The sequence below is a fragment of the Streptomyces griseoloalbus genome (assembly GCA_014650015.1).
In the GTDB taxonomy this organism is placed as follows: Bacteria; Actinomycetota; Actinomycetes; order Streptomycetales; family Streptomycetaceae; genus Streptomyces; species Streptomyces griseoloalbus.
Genome location: BMUD01000002.1, coordinates 26,015 through 44,647, shown reverse-complemented (window position 1 = coordinate 44,647; position 18,633 = coordinate 26,015). Strand labels below are relative to the sequence as shown.

The window sequence follows — 18,633 nt, the reverse complement described above, 5'->3', positions numbered from 1 at the left end:
CGAGCCGCGGGCGGAGGGGGCCCTCGCCCCCGGGCGCAGGGCAGCACCCCTCACCCCACGTCGAAGGGACGACGAACGGTCATGTTCCATCCCGGACGCACACTCCGAGCCCTGCTGCCGCCGCTCGCGGCGGGACTCGCTCTCACCGCCCTGCCCGCCCAGCACGCCACCGCCGCGAGCACCCTCACCAATGGTGGCTTCGAGGCCGACGGCTCGGGTGCGGCCACCCCGGACGGCTGGTCCGAGTACGGCGACACCGGCGCCTCCTACACGGAGTCCGGTGGCCGCAGCGGCAGCCACCGCCTGTCCCACTGGTCGTCCTCGGCCTACGAGGTGGAGACGTACCAGCACCTGTCGGGGCTGGCCAACGGCGCCTACAAGCTCACCGCCTGGGTCCGCTCCGGCGGCGGCCAGAACGCGGCGTACCTCGCCCTGAAGAACTGCGGTGGCGCCGAGCGGCGCACCGACCTGCCGGTGTCCGACACCGGGTGGATCCGGATCGTCGTGCCGGTCGAGGTGACCAACAACCAGTGCACGGTCGGCGTCACCAGTGACGCGAACGCCGGCAACTGGATCAATGTGGACGACCTGACCTTCACTCCGGGCACCTCGGGCCTGGCCGTCAAGGGTGCCGACATCTCCTCCCTGCCGAAGAGCGAGGCCGTGGGCGGGGTCTACCGGACCGCGTCCGGCGGCACCGGCGACGCCGTCGCCCTTCTGAGGTCCGCCGGGATGAACTACGCCCGCCTGAAGGTGTGGGTGAACCCGGCCGACGGTTACCACGACAAGGCGCACGTCCTGGCCCTGGCCAAGCGGATCAAGGCGCAGGGCATGAAGCTGCTGGTCGACTTCCACTACTCGGACGCCTGGGCCGACCCGGGCAAGCAGAACAAGCCCGCCGCCTGGGCCGGACACTCCTACGGGCAGTTGAAGAAGGACGTCCACGACCACACGTACGACGTGCTCAGCGCCCTCAAGGCCCAGGGCACCACCGCCGACATGGTGCAGGTCGGCAACGAGATCAACGGCGGCATGCTGTGGAGCGAGGGGTCCACCGACAACTGGACGCAGCTCGCCGGTCTGCTCAACTCCGGCTACGAGGCGGTCAAGGCGGTCGACCGGTCCACGGTCGCGGCGCTGCACCTCGCCGAGGGCGGTGACCTCGAGGGCACCCGCTGGTGGTTCGACAACGCGGTGTCCCACGGCGTGAAGTTCGACGCCATCGGCCTGTCGTACTACGGCTACTGGCACGGCACGCTGCACGCCTTCCAGACCACCCTGGACGACGCGGCCACCCGCTACGGCAAGCCCGTCTTCGTCGCCGAGACGGCCTACCCGTTCCGCCTGGACAGCGAGGACGGGCTGGAGAACATCATCGACACCACCGCCGAACTGGTCCCCGGCTATCCGGCGACCACCACCGGCCAGACCCGGTGGATGAACGACGTGGCGAGCATCGTGGAGGCCGTCCCGAACAGCCGCGGGCTCGGCGTCTTCTACTGGGAGGCGACCTGGACCGCCCGCGGCGGCAACGGCTGGGACCCCGCCGACCCGTCCTCCGGCAACGGCTGGGAGAACCAGGCGCTGTTCGGCTACGACGACCGCGCGCTGCCGGCGATGGCCTGGTTCCGCCACCGGTAGGACCGGTGAGGTGCGGCCGGGCACCGGGCCCGGGTCACCCGGTGCCCGGCCGCGCACCGACTTGATAGGCAAGTGCCTGCTTGCCTATGCTGGGGTCGTGGCCGACGACCTCTTCAAAGCACTGGCCGATCCCACTCGCCGCACCATCATGGACGAGCTGGCGGAGAGGTCCGGGCAGACGCTGTTCGAGATCTGCGCGCGCCTGAGCATGAAGCACGGGCTCGGCATCTCGCGCCAGGCGGTCTCCCAGCACCTCGCCGTGCTGGAGGCCGCCGGGCTCGTCGAGACCAGGCGGGAAGGCCGCTACAAGTTCCACGACCTGACCACGGCCCCGCTGCGGCAGATCACCGAGCGATGGCCCGTGTCCGACACACCGGGACCGGAGGGCAACACCCCATGAAGATCCATCTGACCAGCGTCTTCGTCGACGACCAGGCCGAGGCCGAGCACTTCTACACCGAGATCCTCGGCTTCGTGAAGAAGCACGACGTCCCGGTGGGCGAGAAGGACCGGTGGCTGACCGTCGTCTCGCCCGAGGAGCCCGCCGGCACCGAACTCCTCCTGGAGCCCGCCGGCCACCCGGCCGTCAAGACCTACCGCGACGCCCTGGTCAAGGACGGCATCCCGCTCGCCCAGTTCGCCGTCGACGACGTCCGGGCGGAGTACGAGCGCCTGCGCGGCCTCGGTGTCCGCTTCACCCAGGAACCCCTGGAGATGGGCCCCGTCACCACCGCCGTCCTCGACGACACCTGCGGCAACCTGATCCAGATCGCGAGCCGGCCGCAGTAGACGCCGGGATCGCCGGTTTCGCGCGCAGTCGGAGCACGGACCTGGTGCGGATCCGGCTGACCCGGCTCTCGGTCACGCCCAGGACGGTGCCGATCCCGGCGAGGGTGAGCCCTTCGTCGGCCCGGCCGTGCCGCCGGGCGCAGCCGCCGGCCTCGCGGGGCGTCGGGTCCCGGACAAGGTGTCGGCAGTACGGGACACACGTGCCCCGCCGGGGGGACAGTGGAAGGGCTCCGGAGCGAGGAAGCCCGGCGCGGAGGTGTACGAGATGCTGAGGACCCCCGTCGACGGGACACGGCTGCGCATCCTGACGTGGCTGAGGGAACCGGGCACCGCCGAGTGCGGCCTCACCGCGGACGACGTCGCCACGAGGCTCGGTGTGCCCCATCAGGTCGCCCTCACCCACCTCCGGCTGCTCACGGCGCTCGGCATGCTGCGCGCCGACCACTTGGCCGGCCCGCCGGTCTACCGGTGCGACGAGGCGCGGATCGCCGAGGTCGCGGAGGTGTTCGAGAAGGGGTGGTAGCGGCGCCCCGACCGGCGGCCTCCCTTCTCCCGCGGTTTCTCAGCCCGCCTGGCGCAGTGGCTCCCCGACCTGCCGGAGGTGGCGCAGGGCCTCACGGTGCGAGGCGAGCAGCCCCGTCCGGTAGTACGGGATGCCCAGCTCCGCGCAGTACCGCTCGGTGATGAGCTGGGCCCTGCCGAGGGCCGGCGTCGGCATGCTGGGGAACAGGTGGTGCTCGATCTGGTAGTTCAGCCCGCCCATGAACGCGTCGATCAGCACACCGCCGTCCACGTTGCGGGAGGTGAGGACCTGCCGGCGCAGGAAGTCCAGCTCGGTGCCCTCCTCGATCATCGGCATGCCCTTGTGGTTGGGGGCGAACACGGAGCCGAGGTAGATCCCGAACAGGCCCTGGTGGACGGCGATGAACGCGAGCGCCCTGCCGGGAGAGAGGACCAGGAACAAGCCGCCGAAATACACCACGAAGTGGGCGACGAGCAGCGTTCCCTCCAGCACCGGCCGCTTCATCGACGGACGGCGCAGAGCCCTGAAACTGCTGAAACTCAGATTGAGGCCCTCCAGAGTCAGCAAGGGGAAGAAGAGGGCAGCCTGGTGTTTCCCGATGAATCGCGCCGGGCCCTTGGCCTGTTTCGCCTGACGCCGTGACCACACGAGAAGGTCGGGGGCGACGTCCGGGTCCTTCTTCTCGTGATTGGGGTTCGCGTGGTGGCGCGTGTGCTTGTTCATCCACCAGCCGTAGCTCATGCCCAGCAGCGCGTTCGCCACCAGCAACCCGCCGATCTCGCTGGGGCGCCGCCGGGAGAACACCTGGCGGTGCGCCAGGTCGTGCGCGGCCAGGGCGAGCTGTCCGAACACCAGGGCAAGGGCGGCGGCGACGAACAGCTGGCTCCAGCTGTCGCCCAGGACGACAAAGGCGGTGACACCTCCCGCGAGTGCCAGGGCGACGGCCCCGAAGCGCACCGTGTAGTACAGCGGGCGGCGCCCGAGCAGCCCCGCTTCCGATATGCGCCGTGACAGTTCGGAGAAGTCGCTTCCCTTTTCGCGCCCCTTTTCCTGCCGCTTCCCGTTTCCCTTTTCGCCTTCACGCGGGGGAGGGATGTCCGTGAGCACTGTTGAGTTGGCCATGTGCTCAGTATGGAAAACGATGACGCCGGCGCAGAATGCTGTTGGCCCCCCGATGCGGGGTATGGCTGGCACCACCCCGCCTTGACAGGTGCCGGGCTCTCCCCGCAGGATCGCTCCGTGAACCTGTCAGACAGCCAGACAGGTGGGTCGGGGCCGCGACGCGTCAGCGCGATGGAAGCGGTGCTCGCCCACCTTCGCGGCGCCATAGAGCGCGGCGAGTACGCCATCGGCGACAAGCTCCCCTCCGAGGCCGAGCTGTGCCGCGCCCTCGAGGTCTCCCGGCCCGTCCTGCGCGAGGCACTGCGGGCCCTGCAGACGATGGGCCTGACGGTGTCCAGGACCGGCAAGGGCACCTTCGTCGTCGCCAACGCCGTCGACGACCCCACCTTCGGCGACTACGCGGCCAGCGATCTGCTGGAGGTGCGCCGGCACATCGAGATCCCCGTCGCCGGGTACGCCGCGCAGCGCCGCACCCCGGAGAACCTGGACCATCTGGCCCATCTGCTGGAGCGGATGGAGCGGGAGACCGACACCACCGCGTGGGTGGCGATGGACACCCTCTTCCACCTCGCCGTGGCCGAGGCCGCCCAGAACCCGGTGTTCCGCCGGGTCATCGAGGAGATCCGGGACGCGCTGGCCCGCCAGTCCGCCTTCCTCAACGAACTCGGCGGCCGCCGCGAACAGTCCAACCGCGAGCACCGGGCGATCGTGGAGGCCCTGACCGACGGATGCGAGCACGACGCCGTCGAGGCCATGGCCCACCACCTCGACCGCGTCGAGAAGACCCTCACCGACATCGTGCGCCCCGCGCGCACGGGGACGCCGGCCACCCCGGTGTCCGGACGTCCCGGCACATCGCCGTGAGCACCTCCACCACCGGAGCCGACGCATGACCCCCGCGCCGGCCCACGACCACCCCCAGGCAGTGATGAACAGCAGTCTCCCCGCGGACGCACCCCTGATCCGCGAGCCCCTCCACGCCCCCGTCGCCCACCTGATACGCGGCGGCGTCGTGGAAGGCATCCACTACGGTTCCGTCGTCGTCCTCGGCCCCGACGGCGCGGTCCGGCTCCAGCTCGGCGACATCGAGGCCGCCTGCTATCCGCGCTCAGCGCTCAAGCCCGTCCAGGCGGTGGCGATGGTCCGGGCGGGGCTCCCGCTCGACGGTGAGCTGCTGTCGCTCACCGCGGCCAGCCACTCCGGCGAGGAACGCCACCTGGCCGGCACCCGCCGCATCCTGGAACTCGCCGGGCTGACGGAGGAACACCTGCGCAACGTCCCCGACCTGCCGTTCGACCCCGTCGTCCGGGACACCTGGGTGCGCGAGGGCCGCACGCCCTCCGTGCTCGCCCAGAACTGTTCCGGCAAGCACGCCGCCATGCTGTACACGGCCAGGCTCAACGGCTGGTCCCTCGACGACTACCTCGACCCCGCCCACCCCCTCCAGCAGGCGATCGCCGAGATCGTCGAGGACCTCACCGGGCAGCGGGTCGCGACGGTCACCGTCGACGGCTGCGGCGCACCACTGTTCTCGGTCTCCCTGCACGGCCTCGCCCGCGCCGCCGCCCGGATCACCACCGCCGCGCCCGGCACCCCCGAGGCCCGGGTGGCCGACGCGATGCGCGAGCACCCCGAGACGGCCTCCGGATCCCGCCGGGACGTGGCCGCGCTGATGCGCGCGGTCCCGGGACTGCTGGCCAAGGACGGCTTCGAGGGTGTGCAGGTCGCCGCCCTGCCCGACGGCCGAGCCGTCGCCGTGAAGATCGCCGACGGCGGCGACCGGGCACGCGTCCCGGTCGCCGCGGCGGCGCTCGCCCGCGCGGGCGTGGACTCCGCCCTGCTCACGCGGTTCGCGGGAGAGCCGCTGCTCGGGGGCGGGAGGCCGGTCGGTGCCGTACGGCCGGTGCGCGCGCTGGATCCGGTGACCGCCCCGGCCGCAGCCTGACCGCTCGCGGTGCCGCCGCGGTCGTCGGGGCCGGTGTCTGACCGCTCGCGGTGCCGTCGCGGTCGTCGTCGGGGCCGGTGTCTGACCGCTCGCGGTGCCGCCGCGGTCGTCGGGGCCGGTGTCTGACCGCTCGCGGTGCCGCCGCGGTCGTCGTCGGGGCCGGTGTCTGACCGCTCGCGGTGCCATCGCGGTCGTACGGACGGCCCCGGTCCCGTCGTGTGCACCGCCATCGTTGAGGCCTGCCGGGAGATCCGCGCGGGCAGGCTGGGAGTCGCCGAACTTGTGCCGGAGAAAGGCCTGTTGCCGGCCGACACGCTGGCCGGGCTGCTGCGTCCGGAAGTCCTCGCGGGCAGCCGCACCCTCGCCTGACCCGCGGCCACCCGGTCCATCACCAGGACGGTACCGGGCCCCACTTGACGCGCAGGAACAACGACACCCCGGCGCCGCCCAGCAGGGCGGCGCCGGCGATCGTCCAGGACACCGGCGCTCCTGAGGCGCTGTCCCCGTGTGCCACCGGGGCCGTGGCGGACTGCGCCTGCGGGCCTCGCAGCAGTCCGGGCCGCAGCGCGTCCAGCGATCCCACCGGATGCACCCGGCCGGTCGCGTCGAACCCCCAGTCCAGCAGCGAGCGCGCCTCCTCGTACACCGTGTGACCGCCGCCCGAACGGGGGTTCATGACCGACACCACGAGGGTGCGCCCGCCCCGGCGCGCGGCGGCCACGAGGGTGTGTCCGGCGTGGCTGGTGTAGCCGTTCTTGATCCCGATCAGGCCACGGTAGGGTTCGACGCCGTCCGCGCCGGTGAGCAGCCGGTTGGTGTTCCGGATGACGTAGAAGCCGCCGTCGCGGTCCGGGAACCGGGCCGCGGCCCGGGCGCAGTACCGCGCGAACTCGGGGTTGCGCAGACCGGCCCGGCCGAACACCGCCAGGTCGTACGCCGATGACACCTGGCCGGGCGCGTCGTAGCCGTCGGGCGACTTCACCCGGGTGTCGCGGGCGCCCAGGGCGCGGGCTTCCTCCTGCATGCGCTCGGCCGTGGCCCGCCAGCCGCCGCTGAGCGCGGCCAGCACGCGCACGGCGTCGTTGCCGGAGTTGAGGAAAACGCCGTTCCACAGGTCCGAGACCCGGTACGCACGGTTCTCGGCGACCCCGACGAGGCTGCTGCCGGTTCCGATGCCCGCGAGCTCCTTCTCGCTGACGCGGTGCCGGATGCCGGCGGGCAGGACGGGCACGACGGTGAGGGCGAACAGCGTCTTGAGCGTGCTGGCGGGCGGCAGTCTGCGGTGCGCGTCGTGTGCCGCCAGCACGTCGCCGGTGCCGGCGTCGGCGACCAGCCACGAGAGCGCGGACACGTCCGGGACCTCGGGAGCCCCCGGGCGCGGGCGGACGTGCGTGCCTTGCCGGTACAGCAGCGACGCGGGCGCGGCCGTCGCCCGCGGCCCGGGGTCGATGCCGGTACCGGTGGTCGCCGCGGTGGGAGCGAGCGCCAGCAGGCCGGCCGTGCAGAGTGCGCCGGTGGACACGGCAGCCCGCGAAGCAAATCCGATAGTCATACCGCAAACGTAGGAATGGACCCCGGGAACACCGCGCTGCCCCGGCCGGGGGACCGTTCGCGAGCACCCGGATGCCACACACCGACGGGGTGTCAGCCGCCGGGCAGGGTCGGCCGGACGCGCCGCAGGAACGTCGCGTTGTCGGGGGTCTCGCGCATCCGCCCCAGCAGCGTCTCCAGGTTCGCCTGCCCGTCCCCGGACCGCAGAACCCGCCGCAGTCCCTGTACGGCGGTCAACTCGGCCGGAGCGAGCAGCAGTTCCTCACGGCGGGTGCCCGAGCCGGTGATGTCGACGGCGGGGAACAGCCGGTGTGCGGCCGTCTCGCGGCTCAGCCGGAGCTCCATGTTGCCGGTGCTCTTGAGTTCCTCGAAGTAGAACTCGTCGGCGCGGGAGCCGGTCTCCACCAGGGCCGTGGCGAGGATCGTGAGCGAGCCGCCTTCCTCGGCCCGACGGGCGGCGCCGAAGAACCGCTTGGGCCCGAGCAGCGCCGACGCGTCGACACCGCCGCTGAGGGTGCGGCCACCGGACGCGGCCGCGTTGTTGTACGCCCGGCACAGCCGGGTCAGCGAGTCGAGCAGCACGACGACGTCCTCGCCGGCCTCGACCAGCCGCTTGGCCCGCTCGACGACCAGCTCGGCGAGCGCGATGTGCTGCTTGGCCGGCCGGTCGAAGGTCGAGGCGTACACCTCGCCGCGCACCGAGCGGCGCATGTCGGTGACCTCCTCGGGCCGTTCGTCGAGCAGTACCACCATCAGCCGGCACTCGGGATGGTTGCCGGCGACGGCTGCCGCGAGCTGCTGGAGGAGGACGGTCTTGCCGGTCTTGGGCGGGGCCACGAGCAGCCCGCGCTGCCCCTTGCCGACCGGCGTGAGCAGATCGACGACCCGCCCGGCCAGTCCGGACGCCGGATGTTCCAGGCGCAGGCGCTCGTGCGGGTGAAGGGGAGTCAGGTCGCGGAAGTGACGCCGGCCGCGCAGTGCGTCGGGCGTGCGGCCGCCGACCCGGGTGATCTCGGCCAGGCCGCCCCGGTCACCGCGGACGGCCTGCAGGTGGTCGCCCTTGCGCAGGCCGTGGCGGCGCAGCAGCGTGGGGGAGACGGCTGGGTCGGAGGGGGAGGGCAGGCAGTTCTCGGCGCGCAGGTGCCCCTTCCCGGCGGCGTCGATGTCGAGGACGCCGGTGACGAGCTGGGGCTGCAGCGGTACGGGAGGGTGATCGAGCGTGGTGACGGTCATGGGGGCCGGTCCTTTCGTGGACGACGGGCGGGGACACGCGGTGGGAAGGAGAGAAGACGCGCGGGGAGGGCCAAAGCGCGCCTCCGGGCGGCGGGAACAGCACCCCGGTCACGGCGGAGACATCCTGCCGAAGAGGTGGTGTGGGAATGCCGGTGCGCCGGTCGGAAACGACGGGCGGGTCGGCGAACCGATGAGATCTCGAAGAAGAACTGGCACCGGCGCCCGAACAGGGGCGTGCCACGAGTGCCGTTTGCACTCTACCACCCGGTGCGGTGGTGCGGGCGGGGAGCAGCGGGCGGGCGCCGTACCGTCCGCTCGCCTGGGACCTGTCTGACCATTCGCGTCGTCGCCCGCAGGGCGGCCTGGCGGCGTCAGGTGCGTGCTCTCGGCGTGCCGGGCGCAGAGCCCCGTACGGGATGTACTCGGCTCTGCGCCCGGTGCGGCGAGAGTGCGTGCATGGCGTCGCGAGGCAGGCGGGAATGGTCAGACAGGCCATAGGCTGAACCGATGTTCAGCCCCGAAGGCCCCCGCCTGCGTGAACTCGCCGTCCAGGCCCTGTCGTCCGTGGAACGCGGCTACGACCTCCTCGCGCCGAAGTTCGACCACACTCCCTTCCGCACGCCCGATTCGGTGCTCGACGCCACCGCCTCGGCGCTGTGGCGGACGGGGCCCTTCGGCTCGGGGCTCGATCTGTGCTGCGGCACGGGGGCGGGCGTCGATGTGCTGAGACAGGTGTGCGAGGAGACCGTCACCGGGGTGGACTTCAGTACCGGCATGCTGGACATCGCGCGGGCGCGCACGCGGCCGCCGGGGCCGCCGGTCACCTGGGTGCGGGCGGACGCCCGGTCGCTGCCGTTCGGGCCGGTCTTCGACCTGGTGGTCAGTTTCGGGGCCTTCGGCCACTTTCTGCCGCGAGAGCTGCCGGGCCTGTTCGCGCAGGTCCACTCGGTGCTGCGGCCGGGGGGACGCTTCGTCTTCCCGGTGGTGGCGCCGCCCCGGCCGGGCTCACTCACCTACGGGATGCTGCTGGGGTTCGACGCCGTGATGCGCGTGCGCAATGCCGTCCGGCGTCCGCCGTTCGTCATGTACTACCGCGCCTTCCGCTTCGGCGACATGTGGCGCGAGCTGACCCGGGCCGGGTTCCTGGTGGAGTTCTGGGCGCTGCCCGAATTCGGGCAGCGCCGGGACGGTAGCCCCAGGGTCCGGCTGGTCGTGGCGCGGCGACCGGAGGGCTAGCGAGTTGGATTTGCCAACCCAAGGGTACTCATGCGTTGGATTGTCGAACTCACCAGGCTGGGGTGGGTCACGTGACCGGCCGGGCCCTCGACGCCGCCGCGGTCACCACCCTCGCCGACGTCCTGCCGCCGGCCCTGTACGCCCGCTGGCGCACCCCGCGCCCGGTGCCCACCGCCGAACTGACCCTCCACTTCACGCGGCTCCGCGGGGCTGGGCGCTCGTCCGTATCCGCACCGGGCACGCGGGCGGCGGCTGGGCGGTCGACGACGGTGCGGTGTGGTCGGCCGGCCGGAGACTGCTGGCGACGGGCCGCCAGGCCCGCGTGATCCGGGAACGGCGGGACCCGGCACGCCCGGTCAGACCGCGGCCGGTACGGTGAACTCGTAGACCAGGGCGTCCTGTTGGGCGTCCATGACCAGCTCGGTGATCTCCAGTGGGCGGGCGTGCTGGTCGTGCACCCGCCGGGTGACCCGAACCGACGGCGTCCCCGCGATCCGCGTGATCGTGTCGCGGTGGTGCAGCGTCAGGCCCGCCCTGCGCATCCAGTCGTAGGCCCGCCGCAGCTCGGCGGCGCCGGTGCCGTCGGCGCGGTCGCGGTAGCGGCCCAGCTCCTGGACCTCCGCGAGCGCCACGGCGGAGAACGAGGTCACGGCCGTCCGCAGTTCCCGCCCGTCGGCCGAAGCGGACCAGTAGCGGTGGACCAGTGTCGGCCGGGCGGGAGCCACCAGCAGGGCCTCGGCGTGCCCGGGTGGCGGAACCTCCCAGGCGACGGTGGCCCTGGTCACCGCGGACCGGGTGGACCACCGGGCGCCGACCGGGAAGCCGGACGAGGCGGGCGTCTCCACCGGCGGGCCGGGCAGCGTGGCGTGGCTGCCCCGCCGGTCGGTGGAGACCAGCCCGTCGCGGCGCAGCATCTGCAGCGCCTGCCGTACGGTCTCCCGGCTGACCTCGAAGTGCTCGGCCAGGTGCCGCTCGCCGGGGAGGCGTTCGCCGGGCGGGATGGTCCCGTCGCGCAGTTCGCCGAGCAGCTTCGTAGCGATCCGCCGGTAGAGGGGCTCCCCTTCGGTGATCGGGTGGTCGTGCGGGGTGGTGCGGGCCATGCCGCGCCTCCTGTTGGTGACGTTCGGTAGCCGTGCGGGCTCGTAGCGCCACCACATCTAGCATTGGTCTAAACCACGAGGGAAGAGGGTCCCGGCACTTCGGCCGGAACGGCACCGGGCGCCACCCTCTCGTACGCCCATGACGTCCCGCTTCCGGGCCCGGAGCGCCGCGCGGGTCGCCGCCGCCGCCATGACCGAAAGGCGGCGGGTGGCCGGCTCCCCGTCGCGCCGTGGCCCGCGCGGCCTCCCCGGACGGCCCCGGGCGGCCTCAGATGTACGAGCGCATCCAGCGCAGCTTGGCCGCCTCCTGGAAGGGGCCGCCGCCCTCGTGGTCGTTGAAGTCGTACACCTCGATCGCCTTGTCGTCGTGCGCCCAGGCGTTGAACGCCCCGAAGACCGTCGAGGGCGGGCAGGTCTGGTCCTCCAGGGCCGCCGAGAACAGGGCGGGGGACCGGCCGCGGGCGGCGAAGTGCACACCGTCGAAGTAGGACAGGGTGCGCAGCGCCTCCTCGGTGCGGCCGCGGTGCGTCTTGAGGTAGAGGCCGATCTCCCGGTACGGGTGCCGGTCCGTGAGCGTCGCCGCGCGCGGGAAGTCGCACAGGAAGGGCACGTCGGGCGCGATGCCCGCAAGATCCGGGACCAGACCGCCCACCGCGAGGGTGATGCCGCCGCCCTGGCTGGCGCCGACGGCCACCGTGCGGCTCGCGTCGGTCAGCGGGTGCGAACGCGCCGCCTCCACCGCGCGCACGGCGTCCGTGAACACCCGGCGGTAGTAGTAGTTCTCGGGCCCGTCGATGCCGCGCGTCATGAATCCGGGGTACGCCGGCCCGCCGCCCACGGGGTCCTCGGTGCCGCCGCCGGCGCCCCAGGCGCTGCCCTGGCCCCGGGTGTCCATCACGAAGTGGGCGCGGCCCGTGGACGCCCACAGCAGATGTTCGTGGGGCAGCCCGCGGCCGCCCCCGTAGCCGATGAACTCCACCACCAGCGGCAGCGGGGTGTCGGCGCCGGCGGGAAGCGTCAGCCAGCCCTTGACCGGGTGGCCGCCGAAACCGGCGAACGTCACGTCGAAGACCCGCACCGTGGACAGCCCGGTGTCGACCGGCTCGAAGCGGGCGTCCAGCTCGTGCTCGCGCGCCTCCTGGAGCGTCTTGGACCAGAACACGTCGAAGTCCTCGGGTGCGGCGGACGCGCTGCGGTACTCGCGTAGTTCGTCGAGGGGAAGGTCGAACTGGGCCATCGGGGACCGCCTTCGTGAAGAGACCGTGCGAAGCGATGACACCGTACGTGGAGCGCCGGGGAAATCGCCAGAGGTGCTCTGGAAACTTGCAGGTGGGATGCCTAGAAAGCGGTTGCTCCAGGGTGATCCTGATCGGTGGGCCGGGGCACAACGACTCCCGGTTTCCACGAGGGAACCCTCCGGTTCCCTCCGCGCAGAGGGCGCGCCGGCCGCGAGCCGGGCGGCGGAAAGAAGCCGCCACCTCCGAGGAGCCACCGCTTACGGTGAGGACTCCGCGGGTCGCCGTCCGGAGGAGAGTCGGTGGAAATGCGCGCGGTCGAGCCCCGGGGAGTGGCCTTCCCATGGGAGGGTGCCCGGCATGAGCACAATGCGCCGCCGACTCGGCACCGGTCCGGAAGCCTCCGCCAGTACGACGCCCCCGGCCGTGGAACCGTCCACGCGGCTGCTGCCCGTCGAGAGGGTCTCCCCGGGCCAGGGCGGGGCCGACGTCGACCGCCAGGCCGTGGCCGGCCGTACCGGCAGGCGGGCACTGGGGGAGGGCGCGGCCCGGGCTGCGGAGGGTCCGGCGAGCCCTGGCCATGTCGAGTCGTGAGACCTGCCGCACCGCTCTCCACCGGGCGAAGTCGGGCGGGACCGGGGACCGGAAACGGGTCGCCGGAGGGCCGGCGCGACGGAGGGCCGGGCCCTTTCCCGCGAGGCGAACGCGGGCTCGACGTGTGCGGCCATGACCATCCGAGACCGCCCGCGACGAGGGCTGGGTGGTGACGACCGACCCGGCGGCGCACGACGACTTCTGGTCGTAGCGGTTCGGTCAGCCATGACGGCAGCACGGGCGCAGGTCTCCCCGACACCGCGGCGTCGGTCAGCCGAAGCGCTCGATGCGGATCCGGTCCACGGGCTGCCCGGCCGCCACGAGAAGCCTCGAGGCGTGCTCGGCGAAGGAGTTGGATCCACACACATAGGCCTCCCATCCACCGGGAGGCCGCTCGGCCATGAGCGGCGCCACATGTGCGGCCGCCATACGTCCGACCGCCACACCTTCCGGCGCGCTCCGCGTGAACACCGCGGTGGTCTCCGCGCCCAACTCGCGCGCGTAGATCAGCTCCTCGGGACCGCGCGCCGACACCAGCAGCCGCAGCGGCAGGGCCAGGCCCCGGGCCCGGTGGTGCCGCACCATCGACATCAGCGGCACCACACCGGAGCCGGCGCCCACCAGCAGCGCGGGCCGGTCGCCGGGCCAGGCGAAGAAGCCGCTGAGCGGGCCGCGCACCTCCACACGGTCACCCGGACGGGCCACCGTGTGGAACCAGCCGGACACCTCGCCGCCCTCGACATGGTCCAGGGTCAGTTCGATGTGCCCCGAGTCATCGGGCGGGGACGCGATGGAGTAGTGGCGCTGGGCCACATAACCGTCCTCCGCGGTCAGCCGCAGCATCAGGTGCTGACCGGGCACATGCCCCGGCCACCCGGGCACCGCGAACCGGAACGTCGCCGCGCGCGGGGTCTCGCGGTGGATCCGGGTGAGTGTGGCCGTGCGCCACACGGACGCGGCCTGCTCGCTCACACCGATGCGTCCGGGCACGGCGAACCGCGTCGGCGGAGTGAAGCGCTCCGGCGCGGGCGGCGTCGTCTGCGTCGTCTGCGTCATCTGCTCAGTCACCGGAGTACCGCTGCTCCTCCCAGGGGTTGCCACGTGCGTGGTAGCCGTTGCCCTCCCAGAAGCCCGGCTCGTCGTGGTCGAGGAGCCGCAGGCCGGCGATCCACTTGGCGCTCTTCCAGAAGTACAGATGGGGCACCAGCAGCCGCGCCGGACCGCCGTGCTCGGCAGGCAGCGGCCGGCCGTCGTACTCCCAGGCGATCCAGGCCCGGCCGCCGGTCACGTCGGCGAGCGGCAGGCTGGTGGTGTACCCGGTGTGCGCGTACGCGACCACATGTGTCGCCGACCCATGGGGCCGGACCACATCCAAGAACGCGTCCAGCGAGACCCCGCCGAACCGCACCCCGAACTTCGACCAGCTCGTCACACAGTGGATGGCACCCTCGTACGCCGAGGCCGGCAGCGCGTGCGCCTGCTCCCAGTCCCAGGTGCGGGGCTCCGCCACCAGCCCGTCGATCCGGAAGGTCCAGTCGGCGGGCGCGAGGTCGGGGGTGACCTCCGCGGACAGGACGGGCCATTCGTCGCCCGCGTCGTACTGACCGGGCGGCAGACCGGGATGGTTCACGCGGGGGCGGCCGGTGAAGCCTCGGGTGATGTTCACGTGATCGGCGATTCCGTTGCGAGTGGTGCTCAAGTGTTTCCGTGTTCAACGGTACGCGGTGCCCGCCCCCTGAGTGGTGCCAGGCCGGTCACGCCGCCGTGCGCCGGTCCGCCAGGGAGCCGGAAAGATGCCCCGGCAGCGCGCACGACCACCCCCGACAGCTCGGGGTGCGTACGCCCGGCCGACGCGCGGGCACGGCGGGCGAAGGCCGTCATCTCGCGCCGGCCGGCCTCCACGGCCTCGGCCGCGTCCCCCCGTGCGGTCCCCCAACTCTGCATGTGCCGTACAACCGCGGAGATCGTCGGGTAGTGTGGCCGTCCGGCCGCGGACCGACCCGGCCGGGGATGCCCAGGGAGGTGAGACCCATTACCGCTGTGTCAGGTCGGGTGCTCTCACCTCGAAGCGACGCGGACCACCGGCAGTAGGTGACCGCGAGAGCGCCCTTCGGCTCCCGAAAGGCTCAAGGCTCTTGCCGCACATGCCGTCTCCGTCTCCCTCCCCTCTTCCCACCTCTTCGTCCCCGAACGCCGTCGTGGCCGCGCTGCGCGCCGCGGGCTGTGTCTTCGCCGAGGACGAGGCCGAGTTGATCCTCGACGCCGCCCGCACCCCGCAGGACGCCGCCTCGATGGTCGAGCGCCGGGCAGCCGGGCTGCCCCTCGAACTCGTCGTCGGCTGGGCGGAGTTCCGCGGTCGGCGCATCACCGTGGAACCCGGTGTCTTCGTACCCCGCCGCCGCACCGAGTTCCTCGTCGAACAAGCCCTGGCGCAGGCGCCCGGCGCGGCCGTCGTCGTGGACCTGTGCTGCGGCTCGGGCGCCGTCGGCGCGGCCCTGGCGGCCGGACTCCGCGAGGTCGCCCTGCACGCCGCCGACATCGACCCGGCCGCCGTGCGCTGCGCCCGCCGCAACGTGGCCCGCCTGGGGGGACAGGTCCACACGGGTGACCTGTTCGAGGCGCTCCCCGAAGAGCTGCGGGGCCGCGTCGACATCCTCGCGGCCAACGTGCCGTACGTGCCCAGCGACGAGATCGGCCTATTGCCCCCGGAGGCCCGCGACCACGAACCGCGTGTCGCGCTCGACGGCGGCGCGGACGGCCTCGACGTGCTGCGCCGGGTCGCCGCCGGGGCGCCCGGATGGCTCGCGCCCGGCGGCTGCCTCCTGGTGGAGACCAGCCGTCGGCAGGCGCCCGCCGCCGCGGACGCCTTCACCGCCGCCGGGCTGCGGACCCGCCTGGCGGTCTGCGAGGAGCGGTACGCCCATGTCGTGATCGGTGTCGGGCCGTAGGCAGGACGCTTCAGGCGTCCGGTGTCGTCGCACGGGCGATGAGCAGGGCCACGTCGTCGGCGTTGTCGGGTTCGTGCAGCGTGCGCAGGAGCAGGTCGCAGACCTCCTCCAGGGAGTGACCGGGCTCGTCCAGCAGGGCGAGCAGTCGGTCCAGGCGCTCGTCCAGGGTGTGCCGGCGCGTCTCGACGAGACCGTCGGTGTAGAACACCAGCCGGTCGCCCGGATCCAGCTCGACGACGGTCGTGGAGAACGCGACACCGCCCACGCCCAGCGGCACCCCGGTGGGCAGATCGAGCAGTTCGGCGGCATGACCCGCACGGACCCGGGCCGGCGGCAGATGCCCGGCGTTGGCGATGACGCACTGCCGCGCGCGGGGGTCGTGGACGGCATAGACACAGGTGGCGATGGCCTGGTCCAGGCCGACGGTGATCCGGTCCAGGTGCTCCAGGAGCACGGCCGGATCGAGGTTCAGGGAGGCCAGGGTGTGGGTCGCCGTGCGCAGCCGGCCCATGGTGGCCGCCGCGGGGATGCCGCTGCCCATCACGTCGCCCACGACGAGGGCCGTCCTGTCGCCCTCCAGCGGGATCACGTCGAACCAGTCGCCGCCCACCTCACTGGTGGCGCCCGCCGGCTGGTAGCGGGAGGCGACCTCGAGTCCGCCCGTCACGGACGGATGGCTCGGCAGCAGACTGCGCTGCAGGGTGAGGGCGGTGTCGCGGGCGTTCTGGTACCAGCGGGCGTTGTCGATCTGGACGGCCGCGCGGGACGCCAGCTCCCGCGCGAGCAGCAGATCGTCCTCGTCGAACGGCCGGGGGTTGCGGGTGCGGGTGAGGTCGAGCGCGCCCAGCACCTCCCCGCGCGCGATCAGCGGCACCGCCAGATACGAGTGGACACCCGCCCGGGCCAGCAGCTCGGCCGCCTCCGGTGAGCGGGCGATCCGCGCCAGATCCTCGTCCTTCACCCGCGGCACCATCACGGGCAGCCCGGTGCGCACGCACTCGGTGATCAGCCGGTCCGGCGCGTACCGGGTCACGCGGCCCGGCGGATCGGCCGCCGACAGCACGTCGGCCTCGTCCCCCCGGCGGACCGCCAGCGCCCGCATCACCGCCGGCTCCGCGGGGTCGAGGGTGCTGCGCCGGCCCTGCACCATCGCGTCCAGCAGGTCCACGGCCGCGGCGTCGGCCAGCTCCGGCACGGCCACGTCGGCGAGCTCGCCGGCCGTGCGGTCCAGCTCCAGGGTGGTGCCGATCCGGGTGGTGGCGTCGGCGATCACGGCCAGCCGGCGCCGGGCGGTCTCGGCCTCGATACTCGCCCGGTGCTGCTCGGTGATGTCCACCACCGACACGGCCACACCCAGCACCGAGCCGAGCGCGTTCTCCAGCCGGTACAGCGAGACCGACCAGGCGTGGTCCTCGTCCGGATCGGCCGGGGTACGTCCGGTCATGAACCGGTCGACGGAGGGCCGGCCGGTGTCCAGGACCTGGTGCGCGGTGACCTCGATCGCGTCGGAGTCCACCAGCGGCAGCACCTCCCGGATCGTGCGGCCCAGGTGATCGTCGGCCGGGATGCCGTTGATCTGTTCCAGCGCCGGATTGACGGAGACGTACCGCAGATCGGCGTCGAGCACGGCCAGCCCGATGGGGGACTGGGCGACGATCCGGGTGGACAGGGCGACGTCCTGCTCCAGGCGGCGCACGGTCGACTGGTCCACCGCGAGGCCGAGGGCGTACACCTTCCCGCGGTCGTCCAGCAGCCGCATGTTGCGGAACTCCACCAGCCGGGTGCCGCCGTCCTTGCGCCGGATCGGGAAGGCCCCCGCCCAGGTGCGGCCGGTCCGCATGACTTCGGCGAACAGCTTCACCACGAGGTCCAGGTGCTCTTCGTGCACCATGATCCGGGCGGCGTACTGGCCCAGCGCCTCCCGCGCGTTGTACCCGAACAGCTCCTCCGCCTGGGGGCTCCACAGCATGATCCGGCCCTCGGTGTCCAGGACCACCGAGGCCACGCGCAGCACGTCGAGCAGCCCGCTGGGACGCACCGGCCCGCGTACCGGCCCGTCACCGTCGGTGGGGGGTGACCCCGCTGCGCTCATCCCACGCCCCGCCTTCGCCGATCCTTCCGGCACGCCGTCGCGATGCCGACACCCCTTGTTGTACCGCGCGGGGGGCCGTTCTCCGCTGCTCGCGCTGTCCTGTTCCCAGCTTCTCCCACCATCGCGCCGGGCGCCCGCGAAGTCCTCGCCACGGCGGCGGCGCGCGGGTAGTGCTCACCGGCGGCCGGTGCTTTGCTGAGTGGGGACGGGGGATGGGGGTAGGCGGCGTGGATACGAGAGGAGCGATCACGATGGGCAGTGAGCGACCGCACCCGGAATCCGTCTCGGTCGAGATCAGTGGATGCAGCAAGGACGACGCCCGGATCGTCTTCGACACGCTGTGCGCCTGCTTCGCGTCCGACCGGTGCTCCGACGACGTACCGGAGGAGTTCTCCGAGACCCGCCCGACGGTCTGGCTCGGCACGTTCGACGTCTCCGACGCGCACGAGGGCGCACGGCCGGCCCGGCTGTCCTCGTCGGTCGACGCCGATGTGCACGGCGGCTACTGGGCGATCGACCGGTTCCGCACCACCCTGGACTCCCTGTTCACTGTGCACGACCTGAGCACGGTGCCCGGGGATCAGGAGGAGGAACTGCACGTCCGTCTCGAAAGCCGGTGACGCT

The 18,633-nt window shown here is 72.7% G+C and carries 20 protein-coding genes and 2 pseudogenes; 12 read left to right on the top strand and 10 right to left on the bottom strand.

The genetic code is table 11. The features are described from left to right. The first annotated feature begins 81 nt into the window (after window positions 1-81). From IE178_RS03105 to IE178_RS03095, 3 genes are all read left to right on the top strand, one after another. A complete protein-coding gene (locus IE178_RS03105) occupies window positions 82-1,641 on the top strand; it encodes a glycoside hydrolase family 53 protein (protein ID WP_193511201.1) in 1,560 nt (519 codons plus the stop codon). A gap of 97 nt (window positions 1,642-1,738) precedes the next feature. Then, complete coding sequence (locus tag IE178_RS03100; protein ID WP_184761945.1) at window positions 1,739-2,041, top strand: ArsR/SmtB family transcription factor; 303 nt, start codon at window positions 1,739-1,741, stop codon at window positions 2,039-2,041. Next, window positions 2,038-2,430 carry a VOC family protein gene (locus tag IE178_RS03095; protein ID WP_184761944.1) on the top strand — a complete coding sequence of 131 codons (393 nt, stop codon included), beginning with the start codon at window positions 2,038-2,040 and terminating at the stop codon, window positions 2,428-2,430. Before IE178_RS03100 ends, IE178_RS03095 begins: the two co-directional genes overlap by 4 nt. A 10-nt stretch (window positions 2,431-2,440) precedes the next feature. Here the strand turns inward: IE178_RS03095 and IE178_RS35680 are convergent. Beyond that, a pseudogene (locus IE178_RS35680) lies at window positions 2,441-2,545 on the bottom strand (sigma factor-like helix-turn-helix DNA-binding protein); the annotation flags it as partial. Between the two features lie 150 nt (window positions 2,546-2,695). Between IE178_RS35680 and IE178_RS03085 the strand changes: the two are divergent. Continuing rightward, on the top strand, window positions 2,696-2,953 hold the full coding sequence (locus IE178_RS03085) for a winged helix-turn-helix domain-containing protein (RefSeq protein ID WP_193511200.1): 258 nt from the start codon (window positions 2,696-2,698) through the stop codon (window positions 2,951-2,953). Window positions 2,954-2,992: 39 nt separating this feature from the next. On the opposite strand, the gene IE178_RS03080 is transcribed toward IE178_RS03085, so the two are convergent. After that, window positions 2,993-4,075 (bottom strand): fatty acid desaturase family protein, encoded by a 1,083-nt coding sequence (locus tag IE178_RS03080; protein WP_193511199.1) that lies wholly within the window; start codon window positions 4,073-4,075, stop codon window positions 2,993-2,995. A 171-nt stretch (window positions 4,076-4,246) separates the two neighbouring features. On the opposite strand from IE178_RS03080, the gene IE178_RS03075 reads away from it, so the two are divergent. The 3 genes from IE178_RS03075 to IE178_RS03065 all read left to right on the top strand — a co-directional run bounded on the left by IE178_RS03075 (window position 4,247) and on the right by IE178_RS03065 (window position 6,389). Next, complete coding sequence (locus IE178_RS03075; protein ID WP_193511457.1) at window positions 4,247-4,939, top strand: FadR/GntR family transcriptional regulator; 693 nt, start codon at window positions 4,247-4,249, stop codon at window positions 4,937-4,939. A gap of 64 nt (window positions 4,940-5,003) precedes the next feature. Then, window positions 5,004-6,020, top strand: a complete 1,017-nt coding sequence (locus tag IE178_RS03070) for an asparaginase (RefSeq protein ID WP_184762351.1) — start codon at window positions 5,004-5,006, stop codon at window positions 6,018-6,020. Between the two features lie 216 nt (window positions 6,021-6,236). Continuing rightward, complete coding sequence (locus IE178_RS03065; protein ID WP_193511477.1) at window positions 6,237-6,389, top strand: hypothetical protein; 153 nt, start codon at window positions 6,237-6,239, stop codon at window positions 6,387-6,389. 19 nt (window positions 6,390-6,408) lie between these two features. Here the strand turns inward: IE178_RS03065 and IE178_RS03060 are convergent, their stop codons facing one another. Both IE178_RS03060 and rho read right to left on the bottom strand, forming a co-directional pair. Further along, entirely contained in the window at window positions 6,409-7,572 is a 1,164-nt protein-coding gene (locus tag IE178_RS03060) for a D-alanyl-D-alanine carboxypeptidase family protein (protein WP_193511198.1), read from the bottom strand. Between the two features lie 92 nt (window positions 7,573-7,664). Then, window positions 7,665-8,804: a transcription termination factor Rho gene (gene rho, locus IE178_RS03055; RefSeq protein ID WP_184761940.1), complete on the bottom strand. Its 1,140-nt coding sequence runs from the start codon at window positions 8,802-8,804 to the stop codon at window positions 7,665-7,667. Between the two features lie 507 nt (window positions 8,805-9,311). Between rho and IE178_RS03050 the strand changes: the two genes are divergently transcribed. Continuing rightward, a complete protein-coding gene (locus IE178_RS03050) occupies window positions 9,312-10,040 on the top strand; it encodes a class I SAM-dependent methyltransferase (RefSeq protein WP_193511197.1) in 729 nt (242 codons plus the stop codon). 4 nt (window positions 10,041-10,044) lie between these two features. Next, window positions 10,045-10,419: a hypothetical protein gene (locus IE178_RS03045; protein WP_369075337.1), complete on the top strand. Its 375-nt coding sequence runs from the start codon at window positions 10,045-10,047 to the stop codon at window positions 10,417-10,419. Here the strand turns inward: IE178_RS03045 and IE178_RS03040 are convergent. Continuing rightward, window positions 10,397-11,140, bottom strand: coding sequence for a GntR family transcriptional regulator (locus IE178_RS03040; RefSeq protein WP_193511196.1), 744 nt, complete (start codon window positions 11,138-11,140; stop codon window positions 10,397-10,399). The genes IE178_RS03045 and IE178_RS03040 overlap by 23 nt on opposite strands. A 268-nt stretch (window positions 11,141-11,408) precedes the next feature. Next, the gene (locus IE178_RS03035; protein WP_184761937.1) at window positions 11,409-12,377 is read right to left on the bottom strand and encodes an acetylxylan esterase; all 969 of its coding nucleotides are present in this window, start codon (window positions 12,375-12,377) and stop codon (window positions 11,409-11,411) included. Window positions 12,378-12,735: 358 nt separating this feature from the next. Here IE178_RS03035 and IE178_RS03030 point away from each other — a divergent pair, with 358 nt between their 5' ends. After that, entirely contained in the window at window positions 12,736-12,969 is a 234-nt protein-coding gene (locus IE178_RS03030; protein WP_184761936.1) for a hypothetical protein, read from the top strand. 270 nt (window positions 12,970-13,239) lie between these two features. Here IE178_RS03030 and IE178_RS03025 read toward each other — a convergent pair whose 3' ends face one another. The 3 genes and pseudogenes from IE178_RS03025 to IE178_RS36860 form a co-directional block, all read right to left on the bottom strand. Continuing rightward, window positions 13,240-14,025, bottom strand: coding sequence for a ferredoxin reductase (locus IE178_RS03025; protein WP_193511456.1), 786 nt, complete (start codon window positions 14,023-14,025; stop codon window positions 13,240-13,242). A 4-nt stretch (window positions 14,026-14,029) separates the two neighbouring features. Beyond that, entirely contained in the window at window positions 14,030-14,635 is a 606-nt protein-coding gene (locus IE178_RS03020; RefSeq protein WP_193511195.1) for a sulfite oxidase-like oxidoreductase, read from the bottom strand. A 97-nt stretch (window positions 14,636-14,732) separates the two neighbouring features. Next, window positions 14,733-14,913, bottom strand: a pseudogene (locus tag IE178_RS36860) (MarR family transcriptional regulator); the annotation flags it as partial. Between the two features lie 200 nt (window positions 14,914-15,113). On the opposite strand from IE178_RS36860, the gene IE178_RS03015 reads away from it, so the two are divergent. Further along, the gene (locus IE178_RS03015; protein ID WP_184761934.1) at window positions 15,114-15,917 is read left to right on the top strand and encodes a putative protein N(5)-glutamine methyltransferase; all 804 of its coding nucleotides are present in this window, start codon (window positions 15,114-15,116) and stop codon (window positions 15,915-15,917) included. Between the two features lie 10 nt (window positions 15,918-15,927). Here IE178_RS03015 and IE178_RS03010 read toward each other — a convergent pair whose 3' ends face one another. Next, window positions 15,928-18,009 carry a SpoIIE family protein phosphatase gene (locus IE178_RS03010; RefSeq protein ID WP_184761933.1) on the bottom strand — a complete coding sequence of 694 codons (2,082 nt, stop codon included), beginning with the start codon at window positions 18,007-18,009 and terminating at the stop codon, window positions 15,928-15,930. Between the two features lie 251 nt (window positions 18,010-18,260). On the opposite strand from IE178_RS03010, the gene IE178_RS03005 reads away from it, so the two are divergent. Then, window positions 18,261-18,629, top strand: a complete 369-nt coding sequence (locus tag IE178_RS03005; protein WP_184761932.1) for a hypothetical protein — start codon at window positions 18,261-18,263, stop codon at window positions 18,627-18,629. The last annotated feature ends 4 nt before the right edge of the window (window positions 18,630-18,633 follow it).